Here is an 18,562-nt window from a genome sequence, read left to right on the forward strand (position 1 = left end):
GGGAGAAATAACATGTTTTCAGTGGCTGCTGATGCCAGAAATTTGCTGGGAGAGTGCCCAATCTGGTGCGAGAGGACACGCAGGATTTACTGGACTGACATTGAAGGCTGCGAGCTGCTTGCCCTTGAAGAAGACAGCAGTGTTGTGATGCGCTGGTCCCTGCCTGAGCGCCTCGGATCGTTTGCACTTACTGAAAATTCTGACGTTTTACTGATGGGACTGGCGTCCCGATTCGCCTTCTGCGATCTGAATACGGGTATCTTTACGCCGGTAGTGGCGTCACCGGGAGGACCGGGAACACGGACAGGGGATGGTCGGTGCGACCGCGAGGGTAATTTCGTCTTCGGGACCATGGATGACGGGTACCCCGCGAAAGTCATAGGAAGATTTCACAGGCTAAATGCAGCGACACTCAGCATTGAGACGCTACCCCTGCCTGAGGTGGCTATCCCGAACAGCATCTGTTTCAGTCCGGACGGCAGCACGATGTATTACTGTGATTCGATGCAGGGCCGTATAATGTGCTGTGATTACCCCTCTATGAATAACCAGCGCGTGTTCACTGCAACAGAAGGAAATGGGGCGCCTGACGGCTCCTGCGTGGACGCACTGGGCTATGTCTGGAATGCCGAATGGGGAGGAAGCCGTGTTGTACGTTATCGTCCGGACGGAACGACGGAGAGTATCCTGCCCTCTCCAGGAGTTCAGAGCACTTGCCCGACACTCGCGGGAGAAGCATTCACAACGCTGTATTGTACCAGTGCCAGCGTGGGTCTTTCTGTGCCGTCAAGGCATGATGGAGCGTTGCTAAGAGCGGAATCAGCCGTATTCCCCGGTTTACCGGAGAGCCGGTTTTCAGCTCACACAGCGTAACCCCTTTGCTATCAGTGCCTACAGGGGGAACAGAGTCTTTCTCTTCACCATATTCGGGTAGGCAGGAGAAAGACTCTGGTATTTATTACAGCAGCTTTAATACGTTTATAATGAGCTGCCCGGGGTCAGGTTTGCATTTATCCAGGCTGCCACGTCGGTAACCGGAATGTCATGGCGTTCATTGAATGTCTGCTTTTTATCCCATGCAACTCCCCGCCCCTGTGCAAAAACAGCACGATACTTAGACATCATGTCTTGCGGGTTGAGCACGAGTTTATCCATCAGATATTGTTCGCTCCATTCCGTGCAGCTGAAAGGACGGCCAAGCGCTGATTGCAGCTTATCTGCTACCTCTGCGTAGGTCAGTGTATCACCGGCGATATACACAATTTCATTCCGGATGCGAGGAGTTGTAAATACGATCGCTGCCGTCAGCATCCCGATATCATCAGGTGTTGTCAGTGTTATGGTGTTGTCAATACTGCCGAGTGCGTGAACAGTATCGTTCTGCAGATCGACCACACCGAAGTCTGGTTCGAACAAATAGCTCATGAAGATGCCGGTCGAAATGATGACCCACTCAGTTTCATGCTGGCTGCGTAGTAAATCACGCACGTCAATCTGCGCGTCGAAGATGTCTTGTGGACTGCCGCGTCCGATGGCATCAAAATCAGCTCCAAACTGCCATGGAAAATATCGTGGAATCCGCGCCTGCAGGGCCGCCTGCGCCAGTTTCATCGGTGTATTTATTCCGGCCGCGTACCCCGTGCAGCCAACGACTGTGTCAAATTGCGCAAAGAGGCTGGCCAAATCGTCGACAGAACTCATGACGAGATCGCCCGTGACTATATTAATACCGAGGTTTCTGATTTCCGTGATAACGAATTGTTTTCCAGGTTCATCTGACGTTACGGTACTTTCGCGCAGCAGCACGCTGATTTTCGTTCCCTCCACATCTTTTGCCCGAACGGCAAGATTTCGCAGAACGGGGAGGCCCAGCTCACCGGCACCGAGAACGAGGATATTTTCAGACGTAGTGTTAAGATCAGTTTTGTTCATAATCTGTCCTTACATGAATTGTTGCGCCACTCTAGCAATTCATAACAGGCTAAAAAAGAAGGTACATGTATGATACCGGGGGTCAGTGAAATGGATCGGGAAGAGATTCTTCAGTATTCGCAGGCTGTTTGTAAGGGGCTGAGAGATGATGATGATGGCTTGCGACGGGAGGTGTTGGCTCATGCAGGAAGTCGCTGGTCGCTGGGTATTGTCAACACGCTTGGCGTTTATGGCAGACTACGTCACGCCGAAATTGGCAGGCGTATGCATGGAGTGACTCAGCGCATGCTGACGCGTACATTACGACAGCTTGAGCGTGACGGACTGGTTATCCGCCATGATTTCAGTGAAATACCGCCGCGAGTCGAATACGAGCTGTCTGATACAGGTATGGAGTTACTTGTACGGATGATCCCGCTGTGGACCTGGATTGTCGATAATGCTGATCGCTTTCGTGAAGACCGGTTGAGATATGAAAAAAATAACAATAACCCGGGGACGTAACTGACTATGAATATAAATATCACTTTTCGTGGTTTGTAGATAACACAAGCATTTGAATTGATGAGCCTTCTGATATGTATGTATACAGTAGTCATCAGGAGACAGAACCGATTTCACCAGACTCGGTCGGAATGGTGTAATTATAGAGGATTAGATTTTAAGTATGTCTATTATCAATATCAGTCTGTACATATTCCAAATGGGTATTATAGCGAATTTAATTTCCGTCACCATTAATTCGGCCTTAAAAATTATCTGACAGGATGGCCTACCCTTTCAGAATTATAGGTGAACTGGCGAAAAAATATTTTAAAAAAAAGGTATTTTTTATGATTTCTAAAAAAAATAATGAAATTTCTCCTGGTTATCATGATCTTCCTGGTTATGTTCATGGGGCGAAAATTATCAAAGTCGCCTTGACTAAAACCCCTATAGATAATATCAGTGATGTAGTTTAAGAGACAGTAAAAAAAACTCGTTCTGTCAGACAATTGCATATGTCTTTTCTGGTTCCTCGTACCAACATTTTGAAACCAGCCATCATCTATTTTCCTGGGGGAGGGTTTATGACAGCTGAACACAACAAATTTGTGGAAATGCGCATGGCTTTAGCGAAGGCTGGCTTTGTAGTTGCAGCGGCAGAATACAGGTCAATTCCGGATATTTTCCCTGCGCCAGTGATAGACGCCAAAGCAGCAGTAAGGTACCTTCGTCAACATGCCCCGATTATGGAATTGACCCCTCACGAATTGGTGTATTTGGCGATTCTGCTGGAGGATGGCTGGCGCAGATGCTTGGTACCACTAATGGCGATAAATCATTCGATCACGGCGATTTTCTCAGCCAGTCCGCTGATGTGCAGGCTGTTGTTACGCTTTACGGAATATCAGATCTGCGTAACATAGGTGACGGTTTTCCGGATCACCGGCAAAAAGTGCATCTGTCTCCTGCAGTCACGGAATCACTGCTAATTAATGGTGTAGCATTCAAGAATTTTGCAGGTGCTTCCATCAGTACTACACCTGAAAAAGCGATAAATGCAAGCCCCATAGGACATCTCAAGGGATGTAAACCTCCGTTCCTAATAATGCATGGAAGTAAGGATACATTAGTATCACCTAAGCAGAGCACAACGCTTTACAAAGCCCTTTTGAAATCGGGAAACAAAGCGGACTATGTACTTATTGAAAGTGCAGAACACGGTGATGATCACTGGTATCAACCCGTTGTCATAAATAGGGTTGTTGACTGGTTCTGCGAGCATCTTGGTCCTGAAAATACATGATGGTCGATTCTCCGTGGAATCACTCAGACTGTTGGTAGCAACGTCCACATCTGGCTGTGAGTTCAACCGAGGGATGCAACACATTGATTGAACCGCTCTGCGGGAGATTCATAGTCTAGCGTTTTTCTCGATCTCTCGTTGAGCTGTCTGGCGACACTGTTTAGTCTTTGTTGGCTGTTAACTGATTTTGAGTTGCCATAAAGAGCGCTCCTATATCAGTACTAAAAAGGTGGTAATGTTTCATAAAAATCTTTTAGCCCTTGCAGGAATGGCTTTGAAATGAAAGGATCTTATTTGTGTGGAACAGTTGAATTTGAACTTACTCATAAACCCGAAGTATTTTATCGTTGTCATTGCTCGCTTTGCAGAAAACAGAGCGGCGTGGGTTACAATCTGGCTCTGTCGCATTAAGAAGCCGTCAGATAACATGCTGTGTTTTTGCGATGTTACCTGACTATGCATGATCCTAAAAGCCTTCAAACGTCTGCACTATCCTGTCGATATTATTGCTCAGTGTGTTCGCTGGTATCTGGCTTACTCACTAAGCCTCCGAAATCTGGAGGAGATAATGGCTGAACGCGGTATCACCGTCGACCATTTCACTCTTCACTGCTGGATTATACGGCTGGTACCTCTGCTGGATAGGGCATTTCGACGGCATAAACCTGCCGTGGGGCCCTGGTGGCGAATGGATGAAACTTACATCAGAGTCAGGGGACAGTGGAAATATCTGTAACGGGCAGTCGATACCGAAGGTCAGACCATCGACTTTTTGTTGACGGCAAAACGGGATGCCGCAGCGGCCCTGCGCTTCTTTCGCAAAGCCAATCGCCAGCATGGCGAACCTAAGGTGGTGACCATCGATAAAAGTGGCGCCAATACAGCGGTACTGGCCACAGTCAATGCCAACAAATCAGAAGAAGAAATCATCACCATCAGGCAAAGTAAGTATCTGAATAACCTGATTGAGCAGGAGCACCGAAATATCAAACGACGAATACGTCTGATGCTGGGATTTAAGTCATTCCGTCGGGCACAGACGTTGCGGACATGCATGCGCTAATGCGATAGAGCCAGCTGAGCCATCATCCGCGCAGCCAATGACTGGCCTCGACCACAGGTCGATAATCACGGGCAGATTGTATCCAGCTTTTAAGCATGTCGTCTGAAATAAACAGCGACAGGGTGTTTTGAATATGACAAAGTTTTTCAGCTCAGCATAAATCACTAAGTATGACCATTATCACAGGGTTCTGCGGCAGTCAGTTTCGACCGCAGGTGGTTGATTTACGCCTACACTTGCGTGGATCCCCGGTAGCCACCGGAAATTTTCTTCATAAGAATACGGTAAGAAAACCTCGGGATCCGAGACTTGTGTTCAAAGTACCCGCGTCATTATATTATTTAGTTATTTTCTACCATGTAATTATTGCTCTTTTCCAAACCACCTTCCCTTTTTTTTCTTCTTTTATAATCAATATTTTTTTCATAATAAAATAAACAGCAAGAGAACACGTGATTACAGAGATATATGCTCCGATACTTTTAGAAACCATAAACACAATCAAGGCCCCAAATAGAACTACCAGTACAGAGATGCTGATAGATACAAAATTAACTCTTTTGCGTGCTTCTCTTGACACATATCCTTTAATCTGGAATGCATGACAACTTTGACAACGGTCCTCGTTAATTAAATGTAAGCCACAAAATGGACATTTGTCATGTATTTTTATCATTGACTTTAACTCTCGACATAGTAATAATTCTCCATCCATAATCGTCCCTGACAAGCGCTATTAACAACAGAATGTACTTTATTTCTTTGTTCTATCGTCTCAACACCTTCAACAATTAAAAAATTGCAGTATGATTTCACTTCATTTATTTTTTTAAAAAAGCCACTCTCATTTTGTATTTCCCAGAAATAATCCTTATCGATTTTTATACATTCAAAATTAAACATCTCAATAATTGTTAAACTGGTTAAACCTCTACCAAAATCATCCAGCCATACTGGACATAATTTTGAAAGACACTTCAAGTCAGCCATAGGACATTTAGTATTGAACTCATGAAAATACTCGTTAATTTCAAAAGCTATGCTTTTTTGATTTTTTAAGTAATCAGAAATATATATATCGTTTAGAATATAATCGCTAATGATACTGTCGACGTTCAATGAAACTGGCTTAAAGTTCAATTTGAATGCATCAATTCCTTCAATTATCAATATCTGTTTGTTAAACACATCGATGATTTCTTTGTCGTTCAGGGAACTGAAACAGAAGACGCCTTCATTAGCATGAAAATTATTAGCGTTCTTTTTTTTTACACTTTTTGTAAGAATTTCCCATGAATGAATAGAACCATCTTTTTTGTAGGATGGTTCTAAAACAAAGCTACAGGATTCTATTTCCACACTGTTCTTTATCATAAAAAAACACCGGAACTAAGAATAATCCTAATCGTGTCATAAATAAAAATGAAAGAGAAATAGTTTAAAATGATCGATAACGATCTAACAATAGGCTAAACCTATCACATTCCATAAATCGATCGATCATTCAAATCAAATGAACTTGAATAAGAAAATAAAAACATGATTTCATTATTAAAATAATATAAATAATAGGTTTGAGACGTGTTGAGTGCCTAGGGTAAGTGTTAAAGTTTAGATGTAAATTTCACTAATACTCAAAAAGATAACATTCTAGAAAATTTTTTATTAAAATATTAAACATGTATATGTCAATAATCACGATAAATAAAACCATAACACTTTTAATTATTCTGCATGCAATAGCCATTCTTCCCGTTACGTTTAACTTGATATAACATTTCATCAGCCTCTTTGATCCACTCAATGATTGAATTTTTATTTTCTGCACAAGAAATACCGATACTGATAGTACAGTAAATATCCTTGTGAGAAGGCAATGAAAGATCTTTAACTTTTTTCTGAATTATATTAACCATGGATAAAACTTGCTGACTAGTACTGTTGTTAACAATAATGGCTAACTCATCGCCACCAAATCTTGCTGGTACGTCCTTCTCCCCCGCGCACTCTCGTAGTATTGATGATATACGTGATAACACCGCATCACCAACTTCATGACCATATGTATCGTTGATATTTTTAAAATTATCAACGTCAATTAGCATAAGATATGAATGGATTCTTTTATTTCGAGTAGCCCGAAAAGCGCTTTCCATTTTCTGTTCAAAAAAACGTCGATTTGGTAGATCTAACCCCGGATCCATTAAAGCCTGCATTTCCAGTAACTCCCTTCTTTTCCTCAGCTTAATAGATAAATTTCGTGAAACCACACTCAATACTATGGGATAACAGGTAGCCAAGGGTAAAGAAAGCAATACAGTTTGAATACTGAAATCCATCGTATATCTGAAATCATTTGCTAACCAAACTATCAGGAAACTAAGCATCATCCACGTTAATGCTGGCTTTAATATTTTCCACCCACCCGCAGCATAGCGATCAGCTATTTGAACTGAAACAATGAATAATGATGGAATTGGGCTGGCTTGCATCACTGCAATCCAAATACCCGCAAAAAATGAATCGAGTATCATATTCTTTTTTTCTGTATACAGCATATCCGTTGACATTATACTTGCAAGATAAGCAACTGTTGGCCAAGTAAGCGCATTCAGAGTCAATAGGGCAATCGTTATTTTTTGGTGTGATTGCTCTTGAAGAACTGAATATATTGGGATAAAGCATAGAATGACTCCAACCTGACGTAAAAAAAACACTCGTTTAATAAAAGATGAATTCCGATCAGATATATATTTCTCATCAGGGAAATTTTTTAACATACAAATCCTATTATAAAACTCTAAGAGACAGAATCAATTTAACCCACTTAAAACTAAGATAGAAAACATCGTACATTACAAAATTATAACACGTTAGTGCAAATTACAAGATCGTACTTAAATTAATTATGAACGATTCATAATAACATTTGCATCAGTTTTCTCACTTACCAGCTTCATTCTAGTCTGATTCAAATAGACACTTTAGTATTATCGGCTTAAGAATGATAATCTATCAGCATTAAAATCTATTGCATTATTAATTCTGGTAGGCTGTTAAAAACACACTACATCTGACCAGTAAAAAGTTACTTGAACTTACTTATCGTTTACTACAGATTATTTTGTGATGTACACAGCAATTAATGTCGTTTCAGTTGCCCCCGGCAAGTGCCTCCGGGGGATTTTTTATGCCCCTCAACTTGATCTCTTCCCTGAAAACAGTGCCAGGCTAAACTGAAGTCTCCGGTCTTTCTTCCATCTCACAGAGAGGCACATCGCCATGAAGGGGTCAGTTTGGATCTCGAAAATTATTGTACGTTAAGAACTTTTTTAATCAGCGTAGGGGATGTTCACGAAACGTTATCTATCTGATATCAAGACATCCATGCGGTTACCTTGACCACCGACAGTCATATTCTGTTGCTTAAACTGCCTGTATGGGGCCTTTGCATTGATCGTGTTGTATTTTCGTTTATAGTAGTAAGACTCTACATCAAGCAGAGCATGTGGTCAGCGCAAAAGTACATTGCGCTGGCTTATTCTGTTCACTAAGGGCTGAGTGCCTGATTTCGAGGATTTACCTGCTGACCATGCGCATTACGCCACCCTGAGTTTTTCCTTCCTCCGCTGTACTGAGCGAGCCTCAGCACGCACGCAATAACATCCCGTCTGCGGATGTGCTTTATCGTATTTAAAACTTATGTCCTCCGGGGCTAACTACATCTGAAAACTGAGAAATTACTATGTTGCTGTCCTCGACGCGTAAGGACTGGCTGGGTAACGTCCGTGGTGACGTGCTGGCTGGTATTGTTGTCGCGCTCGCACTCATTCCAGAAGCGATCGCCTTTTCCATTATTGCCGGTGTTGACCCTCAGGTGGGGCTTTACTCCGCCTTTTGTATCCCGCTGATTATGGCCTTCTTTGGTGGTCGCCCGGCGATGATATCTTCCTCAACGGGGGCAATGGCGCTCCTGATGGTGACCCTGGTGAAGGATCATGGACTGCAGTACTTACTGGCTGCCTCCGTGCTGACCGGCATATTCCAGCTGATAGCTGGCTATCTTAAGCTCGGCAGCCTCATGCGCTTCGTCTCACGCTCCGTGGTCACCGGATTCGTTAATGCACTCGCGATCCTGATTTTCATGGCGCAGTTACCTGAGCTCACCAATGTGACCTGGCATGTTTATGCCATGACGGCAGGGGGGCTCGCCATTATTTACCTCTTCCCGTATCTGAATAAAACAATCCCTTCCCCCCTTGTCTGTATCGTGGTACTGACGGCTATTGCCATGTGGCTGCATCTGGATGTGCGTACTGTCGGGGATATGGGGAAACTGCCTGACAGCCTCCCGGTCTTCCTGGTGCCGGACATCCCGCTGAATCTTGATACGCTCCTGATTATTCTCCCGTACTCCGCAGGGCTCGCTGTTGTAGGACTCCTGGAATCAATGATGACGGCCACGATTGTGGACGATATGACGGATACTCCCAGTGATAAAAACAGGGAGTGCAAGGCCCAGGGCATCGCCAATATCTGCACCTCCTTTATCGGGGGGATGGCGGGCTGTGCAATGATTGGCCAGTCCGTTATCAACGTCAAGTCCGGCGGCCGGGGCCGTCTGTCCACCCTCACTGCCGGTGTGGTCCTGCTGTGTATGGTAGTCTTCCTCAGGGACCTGGTCTCGCAAATCCCTATGGCCGCGCTGGTCGCCGTGATGATTATGGTTTCAATTGGTACCTTTTCATGGCGTTCAGTTGTAGATCTTAAAAGCCATCCTGTTTCAACCAGCGTGGTGATGCTGGCAACGGTGGTGGTGGTGGTGGCCACTCATAATCTGGCATTCGGGGTACTCACTGGTGTGCTGATCGCTTCCCTGAATTTTGCCACTAAAGTGGCGCGTTTTCTGGCTGTCTCTTCAGAACTCAGGGAAGAAACCCGGATCTATAAGGTCACCGGGCAGGTGTTCTTTGCCTCTGCCGACCGCTTTATGGCGTATTTTGATTTTCGCGAGGCCGTAGAGAAAGTGGTCATTGATGTGACGCATGCTCATTTCTGGGACATTACGTCAGTCAGCGCTCTGGATAAGGTGGTTATTAAATTCCGCAGAGAAGGAACAGACGTTGAGATCCGAGGGATGAACGAAGCAACCCGTACAATCGTTGATCGCTTTGGTGTTCACGATAAACCCGAAGAAGTCGAAAAACTGATGGGAGGTCATTAATGTCAGAAATTAATGATATGGAAAACACCGTTATTGCCTGCGTGGATGGTTCGTCATCAACACGCTCCGTGTGTGAGTATGCGGCCTGGGTTGCAGGGAAGCTTGACGCGCCTCTTGCCCTGCTGCATGTGCTTGAAAAAAATGAACAACCGTCATTTTCTGACCTGACGGGGGCTATCGGTATTGACAGCCGGGAGCAACTGACGCAGGAACTTGTCCGGATACCAGCCCCAGAGCGCCCAGTTGCTCCTCCTGCCCGTCCTAATTCATCTGCAAACCCTGTATGCGCATTAATTTCAAGATGATTTCACCCAGCCGGTGTAGGAATACCGCCCGCGCCAGCGCGTTACGGGCTTCCCCTTTATTCAGTCCCGCCTGTACTCGCCGACGTAGTGCAGGATCGCGGAACCAGTCGAGCATAAACAGCGTCCGCTCAATGCGGCCAATTTCTCTCAGCGCCTTTGCCAGACCATTCTGTTTTGGGTACGCTTGTTGCCTGAAGACAAGGCTCATTTTGCTGAGCTTGCCGACGTAGCTGGCCTGTCACTTAGCGCATGGGTTTTGGACGCTATGAGGGAAAAAGCAAAGAGGCAAGGCAAAAAAGAGGGAGAATAAGTAATAACGTTTAAGAATTGGTCTTAATACCTTTATAAGAGCTAAGCCCTTGATTCGACACGGCTATCCATTATCCCCTCATCCAGCCCTGCCCGGCTTCCCCACGTCTCCTGTTGCTTACGCCAGTTCAGCCTCACGGCTTTCAGCAGGCGGCACCGGAACCGGCGTGCTGTTGCCGGTATGCGATGGCACACCAGGTCCGACCGGCACAGGGTTAATCAGAATTAGCCAACCCGAGAGGTTGGCTATCAACTAATTGCACAACGGTTGAAGGTCAAAGAAGATGAAATTTTTCAAGAGTGGCCTTAACCTCATTTCTTAATCCAGTCTCATCAAGTTCATAACTTTCTCTGTCTGGTTCAGGATTAAAACAATCGGCAATAATAAATAGCTCTCCTGCACAATGATCTATATCTTTATTTGCTTCTTCGCTTCCATAGGATTCCCTTCTGGCTATTACTATGTTAGAGACAAATTCGTTCACGCTGATTTTTCTATTTAAAGAATCCCGCCCTAACTCAATTAGTTTTAATCTGCTCATAAAATCCCCGTATTTAGATATATTTTACCATTCTCTTCATTTGGATCAATTTTCCATCCAGATAAAAAGGCTCATGACATCCTCCGTTTCTGGTATCCGCTCACCGTGCTAGCTTCACGCTTACAAAAAAACCGCCCATGATCAGGCGGCTTAAAAAAGGGAAAAACTATTCGATCTCGTATTTTCAGACGGAGGCAGTTTGGTACTGTCCAGTCATCATAAATTGAATAGCATTTTCTAACCTTTAACTGCAATTTCAATTGCTTCTCTGATTGATTGTAACAATACAGATTTATCACGAAGCCCTATAGTTTTTCTGTATACAGGATTATCCCAGTCACTTCCACGTATAACGTTAACACTTAAATCGTTCGAACCTTCATGAAATGAGACATCTACTGAAAAATCATTTGCATATTCTACCAGCAAGATATCTTCATCAATATAGTCTACTGGTCCATCAAAATCCGTTATAAATAATGTATCATCTGTTACTGTCCCACCATTGAAGTCGATTTCTGTACGATTTATTCTCATTTCATGTACTCCTTAGCTTTTTGTTCTGATACTGGATGAGAGTGAATAACCCCCTGAGATTCTTTTACAACAACCCACTGAGTTTCTTTTCCAGCATAAGCTCCTATTACACGATCATACTTTTTGACCTTCCATGTGGGATGTTTTGCTGTTGTTTGTCCATTTTCCCATGCATCTACATCAATTTCAGGAATATTTACATCTGGTTTAAATTTAGCACTCCCTCCATTAGCAGTTTTATTAACAATATCCTTCCAGGATACTCCTTTAGGCGGATAATGCTTGTGTTTATGAGTAACTGATTTTGGAGGACTATTCAGCATCACATAAATCGGCTCAACGCCAGTACCGGTCGCATCCGGCTGCCAGTAGATAAAGTCCTGCAACGCAGGAATATCCGCCACCGGCAATGTTGTGGTGACGATGCTTTCCGCCTGCTTAACATCGGTACCAGTGTGCACCGGCGTCACCGGAACCGGCGTACTGTTGCCGGTATGTGATGGTGCCGCAGGACCGACCGGTACAGGGTTAATCAGGATGGTCCGCGACGGGGCGCCCGCGACGGCTGGTACCGTGATTTTATCCAGACCGGTGGCCTTGTCGCGCACGGCACTCAGTACCGGTACCGTGGCAGGTACACCGCCGGAGCCAGTTTTCACCATCATCACCGACTGCCGTCCATTACTGTCCGTGGAGATAAAGCCGCGTACCGGCAGATCAACTGTTTTCATCCCGGGTTCGATTTTCACCTTACCCGTATTAAAAAGACTGACCTGAGCCGCCATCATATTAATATCGCGTCCCGGAACCTTGTCACTGCCCCCCCCTGCAGGCCGCGAGAAAAATATCGTCGATGCGGCAGCAACCATGGGACCCGCGGTGCTGGCAGCCGCCGTTCCGACCGCCCCTCGCCATAACGCGCCGGCAATCGAGCCTGCCCATTCACCCACAGCAGTCATTACTCCCGTGCCCGTTGCAGATAGTTGTATCCCGGCAGGTGCCCGGTTAAGCATCATCGCCGCCGGTGCCGTCAGCAGGGCGCTGGCTGATTTCACCATTTCCGGAGTGAACGCCGGCGTCTCCTGAATACCTGCTTTGCCAAACAGGTATTTACGGTTTTCCTCGGTTTTGATCGCCGCATCTATTCTGTTCCTGATATCTGTCTCAGCCAGTTGACGCTGATGTAGTGACACAGGATTTAATACCTCTACAGAGGATATATACAGCGGGCTGGCTCCACTCCCTGCCGGGAATCTCACAATGACATCGTCATTTCTGGTAGAGGAGGTATAGCCGGCTGTACCATAAACCCCCTGTCCGCTAATAATTCCTCTGGCGTTTGGAACATAATTCTTGGGAAACATCCTGGAATCATTAATATAATCAGTAGTGAAAATAAGAGGTGGAAGCCCGGGCGCAATGGTTGCCTGATAAGTATTCTTCAGGAATCGGTCTGATTGTGGTGTCTTGTCCTTCACGAGACTGGCATCAACCACACGAACAGACATGGGTTTTCCTCCTGTCACCACCAGGTACTGATTCCCCCCGGATACCAGATCGGTCAGACGCCGCTGAACGTTCACTGTTCCTCCTGGTGCGGGTAACGCATTTACCGGCACATCTGTGACGGCATTTAAGGGCTGGATTGTCATTACGCGGGAAATTTTTTCCGGGTTCGGGGATTCTGGCTCCAGCCGGGCATAAGGTACAACGGCAGGCCTGGAGGGGTCAGGTAACCCCGAAATCAGTCCCCGGTCGAGAGTGGCCATGGCGGCAGACACGGGCTCCTGTTCCCGATAAGCTTCATAGAGACCGATGGTCCAGCCGGGCCAGTCACCCTCTTCTGTCAGTATATCCAGAACGACCCTTACCGGAACACCATATAAAAGGTAGCCCTGGTCAGAAGCCACGCCTGCCATATCGTAATCAGCCCAGCCGGGCCCTAAGGTTGATGGTGGCAGATAAGAAGTATCAGGAGGGGTATATCCGTTTGACGGCCATACAGTCAGAATATCACCAGTCTGACTTCCCGTAGTGGGCGCGGCCCAACGCCCAGGACCGTCTTCATCAGCAGGAAACCATACATTACCCGGTAATGGTGGTACCCCACCGTTGAAATCATACTCATCCATGAATCAGCCCTCCCGACCCACACGTTCTTCCAGCGATGCCAGACGTTGTTCAAGCGACAGTCTGGCCTCCTTCTCATGAACCAGCGCCTGACGTTCTTCCTTCAGTGCTTCAACCAGCAGGGCGACCACACCGTTGATATTGATACTACGCGCATCCGGCAGCACACTGCCGTCATTGAGCGTCAGCGTTGTCTGCGTCACGGCCTGCGGTAGCACGGCCTCCACTTCCTGGGCAATCACCCCGGCTTCGGGTTTCCCCTGTTTGAGGTAGGTGTACCCGCCGATACGGTCGAGTCTGTCCAGCGCATTATCGATTTTTCCGATGTCCGTTTTCATGCGGGAATCAGAGCTGCTGCTCCAGGCGCCGTTGGTGTAGGCATGGCCGTCGTTACGGAATTCGTACCAGCCCTGAGCGCCGCCATTGGCCACATGCAGCCCCAGAAAATGATGCTGTCCGATACGCTCCTGGTGATAAAAGTCGGCGGCTAAATCGCTCGCGCCCTGCAAATGAACACCGTTGGTTACTCTCTCAGTGCTGCTGATATTTTTGTTTCCCCCTGCCCAGAACCAGCCATCCGGATTACGTTTAATAAACTGTCCGGCATCCAGTTCGGCATTGGGGCGAAGACGCAACTCATGCCATTTACCGTGCCAGTCGCGGTAGGAAAGTATGCCGAAATCGTCACGACCGGCATTCACCCTGGCGCCCATCATCATTCTTGTGGTGACTTTACCTGTAGTGAAATCCGTGTACACGGGCGCGGCATCATAGGTCTGGCCGTTAATGAGCGGGTCAGGCCCGGTCAGGGAGGTGGAAATGCCGGCATTATGGGAAACGACAGCTCCGCCGGAGATATCCACGCCGTTTCGCAGTGAGACGCGACCGGTGGAGAGACTGAATGAAAAGGGGCGCAGGGTGTTCCACTGCCCGTCCTGAGACTGACCGGCAGCCGTGGTCAGGGCATAAAAGTCCCGGCCGTCATTACGCAGGATGACGCCGGTACTGCCGTTTGAGAGCCGGAACCCGTTCGCGGATTTCGATACTATTTCTCCATCGCTGACGACCCGCTTCCGCAGTGTGGTCAGGGATTTTAATTCGGTGATGTCGTCGTTGATGCCATTCAGTACCTGAGCATTTTTCTGTTGTTCAGCCATGGTGAATTCCTTTTATGCTGATGAAAGTGTGCGATAATTTTTACGTATACTGTATATACATACAGTATTCATTCACCGTACACGCTGCCCTGTGACATGTCAACAGATGAGACGCATTCTTATTTGTTAATGATTTGGGCATGCGCGTCAGCGCATGGGAGGCGCAAAGCGCCGGAGACCCTCGCAGCGAAGCGAGGACGAAAAAAGCATTACGGCTTCAGCCGTAATAATCCCCCACCCTTGTATCTAACAGTTTGTGGTGATTAGCTACCACCACTGAAGCAGAGTGAGCCGCCCCCTTCCCTTAAGGTCAGAAAAGTCTGCACCGCTGAACCTTGTTTAGCAGCATATGGCCCTCCGCTTCACCTTTCACGCCAGCACATCAGGTTGAACGGTTACCGGGAGCTCGACTCCGTATGTACAAGGCGAACAGGCGTGACGGTTTATGTGAGAGGAGTTTAACCATGTTTCCAGTCGGCATTGACGTAAGTAAAAACACCCTGGATCTTTGCATGCTTTATGACGGTATCAAAGGACGCATAAAAACCCGTAACATCCAAAATAACAGACATTCAGTTGAAAATATTCTTCGCTGGCTCAGGCTCCAGCACTGCGGTCCGGAAGATATTCATGTGGTGATGGAGGCTACCGGGGTTTATCACGAACGGCTGGCTACTGAGTTACATGATGCTGGTTTCTATGTCTCTCTGGCCAACCCTCACCGTAGCAGAGAGTTTGCACGCGGCATGGGAATAATGACAAAAACGGATAAGGTGGATGCGTATATGCTGGCCTGCTACGCATTCCTTAAGAACCCTCACCGCTGGGAGCCGCCGGCCCCCGAAATCAGATATCTCGGTGCACTCCTGCGACGGCGGGATGTTCTACTGGGTGATGCCCTGCGTGAGGAGAACAGGCTGGAAAAATACCTGTCCACAGACACACCTGCAGATATTATCAGTTCCTGCATGCATATGGCGCAGCTGCTGCGCGAGGAGGTAAGCAATATCGAGCGGCAGATTAAAGCGCATATCAAAGCCAGCCCTGCACTGAGGCGTGATTATACACTTCTGACCTCAATTAAATCTGTTGGCCCCCAGCTGGGAATGCATATGCTGGTCGTGCTTCGCAGCCATGACTTTTCATCAGCTGAGCAGGCTGCCGCATTTCTGGGTGTGGTGCCGATCGAGAAACGTTCAGGCACATCGGTTCGGAGCCGGCCCCGGATGTCGAAAATCGGTCCGCCTCAGTTGAGAGCGAAGCTTTACATGTCTGCGCTGTGCGGAAAAATCTACAATAAGCGGATGCGTAATATTTACGACGAGATGTGCCTGCGGGGTAAACCTAAAATGGTGGCCATTGGTGCGCTGATGCGGAAACTGGTGCACTGGTGTTATGGCGTCCTGAAGACCGGAATCGTTTTTAATGATGAAGGCCTGAAACAAGTACTGTCTACCTGACTGTACCAGGCTGGCACTAAACTCAAAATAACGCTCGCTGCAGTGAGTGAGCGCAGTCTGCTATGAGCGAGGAGCGGAAGTTGATTTCACCGCAAGCCTGGAAGCCTGAAAGTAAAAAGGCTGAACTGCAAGGGCATCAGCATGATGCCCGAGCGAAATGAGCGCTTGTGCGACCAGCCATAATCCATTATCCAGTATGCTCTCTGTCTCAGCAGCTGATCAGCCATCCGTTGAACGTGTTATTTCTTCCCATTGTTCTATTTCCTTACCTAATGCCTCGAGCTTTTGCCGCACTAAACTTAATGCATCACTGCCTAACAATAAATGCGTTGGAGGGTTCTGACTCTCAATCATTGCCAGCATGGCATGTGCGGCCTTAACGGGATCGCCGAGTTGCTTACCGCTTTTTTCTTCACGTGCCTGACGAATCGGATCAAATAAAGCGTCGTAGTCCGGGATGCTGCGAGCGCTGCGTACCATCGATCGTCCGGCCCAGTCGGTGCGAAACGAGCCAGGTGCCACGGCGGTTACGTGTATGTTGAACGGAGCCAGCTCTTTACTTAACGTTTCTGATATTCCTTCCAGCGCAAATTTGCTGCCGCAGTAATAGCTGATGCCGGGCAGGGTAATGAAACTGCCCATCGAGGTGATATTAATAATATGGCCATGACGACGCTGGCGCATGCCCGGTAGCATGGCTTTGATCATTGCCACTGCGCCAAACACATTGACTTCAAACTGGCGGCGCATCTCTGCGAGCGAGGATTCTTCCATTATGCCTTCATGACCGTAACCGGCATTGTTTACCAGCACATCAACCGGACCGACGGTAGACTCAATCTCCGCAACCACCTCATCAATATGCTCAAAGTCCGTGATATCGAGCAGACGGCCGAAAGCCCGCTGCGAATGAAGCGCCTCGAAATCGTGCTGTGCTTCGCGGCTGCGCACGGTACCGATGACCCGATGGCCTGTGGCGAGGGCTTCCTGCGCCAGTGCACGGCCAAAGCCACTGCTGACGCCGGTGATTAAAATCGTTTTTGCAGATGTCATAAAAGAACTCCCATGAACAATGAAGGTTGCATGGTATTCTACGTCCTGCCGCATTTTTAGGCCGTATCTTCTATTTTTCTTGCCTGATTTTATGAGGTGCTGTGATGCCCGGGATGATTACCTTAGTTAAAGCACTTGCGGTGCAGGAGGGATATAACCTTACCGCATTGCCTGATGTGCGAATATTGCGTGCCGATCGTCCACTTGCCAGAACGCCAGTGCTTTACGATCCGGGGATCGTGATTGTCTGCCAGGGGAGCAAACGCGGCTATTTTGGTCAGCAGACCTATTTATATGATGAACAGCACTACCTGGCGGTTTCGGTGCCGGTGCCGTTTGTGATGGAAACCGACGCGTCCGCTGAACATCCGTTGCTGGCGATTTATATGCATCTGGATTTTCATTTGGCCGCTGAACTGATGTTGCAGATTGAACAGCATGACGCCCGATATCCTCTCGCCGCGCCGCAAAGCATGATGTCGAGCCCAATGGACGACGCGGTAAAAACGGCCGTGCGGCACTTGCTCGAAGTCCTTAACAATCCGCTTGAAGCGGCGATCCTCGGTCCTGCACGGGTACGTGAGCTCTATTTCCGCGTATTAACAGGCGCACAGGGAAATGCCATGCGCGCCGCGCTGACCTTGCAAGGGCAATTTGGCAAAATCGGTAAAGTGCTACAGCGCATCCATGCTACCTACGCTGAGCCGTTAACGCTGACGCAACTGGCGATGGAAGCCGGAATGAGTGTGCCGACGTTTCACAGCCATTTTAAAGCGATAACCCGGATGCCGCCGATGCAGTATGTTAAATCGGTACGCCTGCACCAGGCGCGGATGTTGATGGTGCGTCAGCAAATAACTGCTGCTGCAGCGAGTTACGCCGTCGGTTATGAAAGTCCGTCGCAATTTAATCGCGAGTTTAAACGCCTGTTTGGTCTGCCACCCGCAGAGGAGATTAAACGTATGCAGCGATACTTCGCCGTTCCGCCTGTACAGCAAGCGTCGATATTTGTTTCATCGCATTAAGGCTTATTCGCCTGAATATACCAAGAAGTATGAAAG

The 18,562-nt window shown here is 47.3% G+C and carries 13 protein-coding genes and 6 pseudogenes; 9 read left to right on the forward strand and 10 right to left on the reverse strand.

The window, feature by feature from the left end:
• Positions 1-12 precede the first annotated feature (12 nt).
• Entirely contained in the window at positions 13-873 is an 861-nt protein-coding gene (locus E0L20_RS21820) for an SMP-30/gluconolactonase/LRE family protein (protein WP_004136854.1), read from the forward strand.
• Between the two features lie 105 nt (positions 874-978).
• Here the strand turns inward: E0L20_RS21820 and E0L20_RS21825 are convergent, their stop codons facing one another.
• Positions 979-1,932 (reverse strand): aromatic alcohol reductase, encoded by a 954-nt coding sequence (locus E0L20_RS21825; RefSeq protein ID WP_004136853.1) that lies wholly within the window; start codon positions 1,930-1,932, stop codon positions 979-981.
• Between the two features lie 69 nt (positions 1,933-2,001).
• Between E0L20_RS21825 and E0L20_RS21830 the strand changes: the two genes are divergently transcribed.
• Both E0L20_RS21830 and E0L20_RS21835 read left to right on the forward strand, forming a co-directional pair.
• Positions 2,002-2,436, forward strand: a complete 435-nt coding sequence (locus E0L20_RS21830; RefSeq protein WP_004136852.1) for a winged helix-turn-helix transcriptional regulator — start codon at positions 2,002-2,004, stop codon at positions 2,434-2,436.
• 329 nt (positions 2,437-2,765) lie between these two features.
• Positions 2,766-3,721: pseudogene (locus tag E0L20_RS21835) on the forward strand (alpha/beta hydrolase fold domain-containing protein).
• A 62-nt stretch (positions 3,722-3,783) separates the two neighbouring features.
• On the opposite strand, the pseudogene E0L20_RS24310 reads toward E0L20_RS21835, so the two are convergent.
• Positions 3,784-3,906 (reverse strand): annotated as a pseudogene (locus tag E0L20_RS24310) (IS30 family transposase); the annotation flags it as partial.
• A gap of 94 nt (positions 3,907-4,000) precedes the next feature.
• Between E0L20_RS24310 and E0L20_RS24215 the strand changes: the two are divergent.
• Positions 4,001-4,120: pseudogene (locus E0L20_RS24215) on the forward strand (GFA family protein); the annotation flags it as partial.
• 61 nt (positions 4,121-4,181) lie between these two features.
• Positions 4,182-4,766, forward strand: a pseudogene (locus tag E0L20_RS21850) (IS6 family transposase); the annotation flags it as partial.
• A 699-nt stretch (positions 4,767-5,465) separates the two neighbouring features.
• Here the strand turns inward: E0L20_RS21850 and E0L20_RS21860 are convergent.
• Both E0L20_RS21860 and E0L20_RS21865 read right to left on the reverse strand, forming a co-directional pair.
• A complete protein-coding gene (locus E0L20_RS21860; protein ID WP_004136841.1) occupies positions 5,466-6,158 on the reverse strand; it encodes an EAL domain-containing protein in 693 nt (230 codons plus the stop codon).
• A gap of 347 nt (positions 6,159-6,505) precedes the next feature.
• The gene (locus E0L20_RS21865) at positions 6,506-7,564 is read right to left on the reverse strand and encodes a sensor domain-containing diguanylate cyclase (RefSeq protein ID WP_004136836.1); all 1,059 of its coding nucleotides are present in this window, start codon (positions 7,562-7,564) and stop codon (positions 6,506-6,508) included.
• Between the two features lie 965 nt (positions 7,565-8,529).
• Here E0L20_RS21865 and E0L20_RS21870 point away from each other — a divergent pair.
• Both E0L20_RS21870 and E0L20_RS21875 read left to right on the forward strand, forming a co-directional pair.
• Entirely contained in the window at positions 8,530-10,008 is a 1,479-nt protein-coding gene (locus E0L20_RS21870) for a SulP family inorganic anion transporter (protein ID WP_064371619.1), read from the forward strand.
• A gap of 17 nt (positions 10,009-10,025) precedes the next feature.
• A pseudogene (locus E0L20_RS21875) lies at positions 10,026-10,232 on the forward strand (universal stress protein); the annotation flags it as partial.
• Positions 10,233-10,311: 79 nt separating this feature from the next.
• On the opposite strand, the pseudogene E0L20_RS21880 reads toward E0L20_RS21875, so the two are convergent.
• From E0L20_RS21880 to E0L20_RS21905, 5 genes and pseudogenes are all read right to left on the reverse strand, one after another.
• Positions 10,312-10,494: pseudogene (locus tag E0L20_RS21880) on the reverse strand (Tn3 family transposase); the annotation flags it as partial.
• Positions 10,495-10,897: 403 nt separating this feature from the next.
• Positions 10,898-11,164, reverse strand: a complete 267-nt coding sequence (locus tag E0L20_RS21885; protein WP_004136830.1) for a colicin immunity domain-containing protein — start codon at positions 11,162-11,164, stop codon at positions 10,898-10,900.
• A 237-nt stretch (positions 11,165-11,401) separates the two neighbouring features.
• Positions 11,402-11,701: a hypothetical protein gene (locus E0L20_RS21895; RefSeq protein ID WP_004136829.1), complete on the reverse strand. Its 300-nt coding sequence runs from the start codon at positions 11,699-11,701 to the stop codon at positions 11,402-11,404.
• The gene (locus E0L20_RS21900; protein ID WP_077265773.1) at positions 11,698-13,833 is read right to left on the reverse strand and encodes an S-type pyocin domain-containing protein; all 2,136 of its coding nucleotides are present in this window, start codon (positions 13,831-13,833) and stop codon (positions 11,698-11,700) included. The genes E0L20_RS21895 and E0L20_RS21900 overlap by 4 nt, the downstream gene beginning before the upstream one ends.
• A gap of 3 nt (positions 13,834-13,836) precedes the next feature.
• Complete coding sequence (locus E0L20_RS21905; RefSeq protein ID WP_131635748.1) at positions 13,837-14,988, reverse strand: tail fiber domain-containing protein; 1,152 nt, start codon at positions 14,986-14,988, stop codon at positions 13,837-13,839.
• Between the two features lie 464 nt (positions 14,989-15,452).
• Between E0L20_RS21905 and E0L20_RS21910 the strand changes: the two genes are divergently transcribed.
• Complete coding sequence (locus E0L20_RS21910; protein ID WP_131635749.1) at positions 15,453-16,448, forward strand: IS110 family RNA-guided transposase; 996 nt, start codon at positions 15,453-15,455, stop codon at positions 16,446-16,448.
• 219 nt (positions 16,449-16,667) lie between these two features.
• On the opposite strand, the gene E0L20_RS21915 is transcribed toward E0L20_RS21910, so the two are convergent.
• Positions 16,668-17,501 carry an oxidoreductase gene (locus E0L20_RS21915; protein WP_004136823.1) on the reverse strand — a complete coding sequence of 278 codons (834 nt, stop codon included), beginning with the start codon at positions 17,499-17,501 and terminating at the stop codon, positions 16,668-16,670.
• Positions 17,502-17,605: 104 nt separating this feature from the next.
• Between E0L20_RS21915 and E0L20_RS21920 the strand changes: the two genes are divergently transcribed.
• Entirely contained in the window at positions 17,606-18,526 is a 921-nt protein-coding gene (locus E0L20_RS21920; RefSeq protein ID WP_012540028.1) for an AraC family transcriptional regulator, read from the forward strand.
• Positions 18,527-18,562: the final 36 nt, after the last annotated feature.

It is taken from the genome of Enterobacter wuhouensis (assembly GCF_004331265.1).
Taxonomy (GTDB): Bacteria; Pseudomonadota; Gammaproteobacteria; order Enterobacterales; family Enterobacteriaceae; genus Enterobacter; species Enterobacter wuhouensis.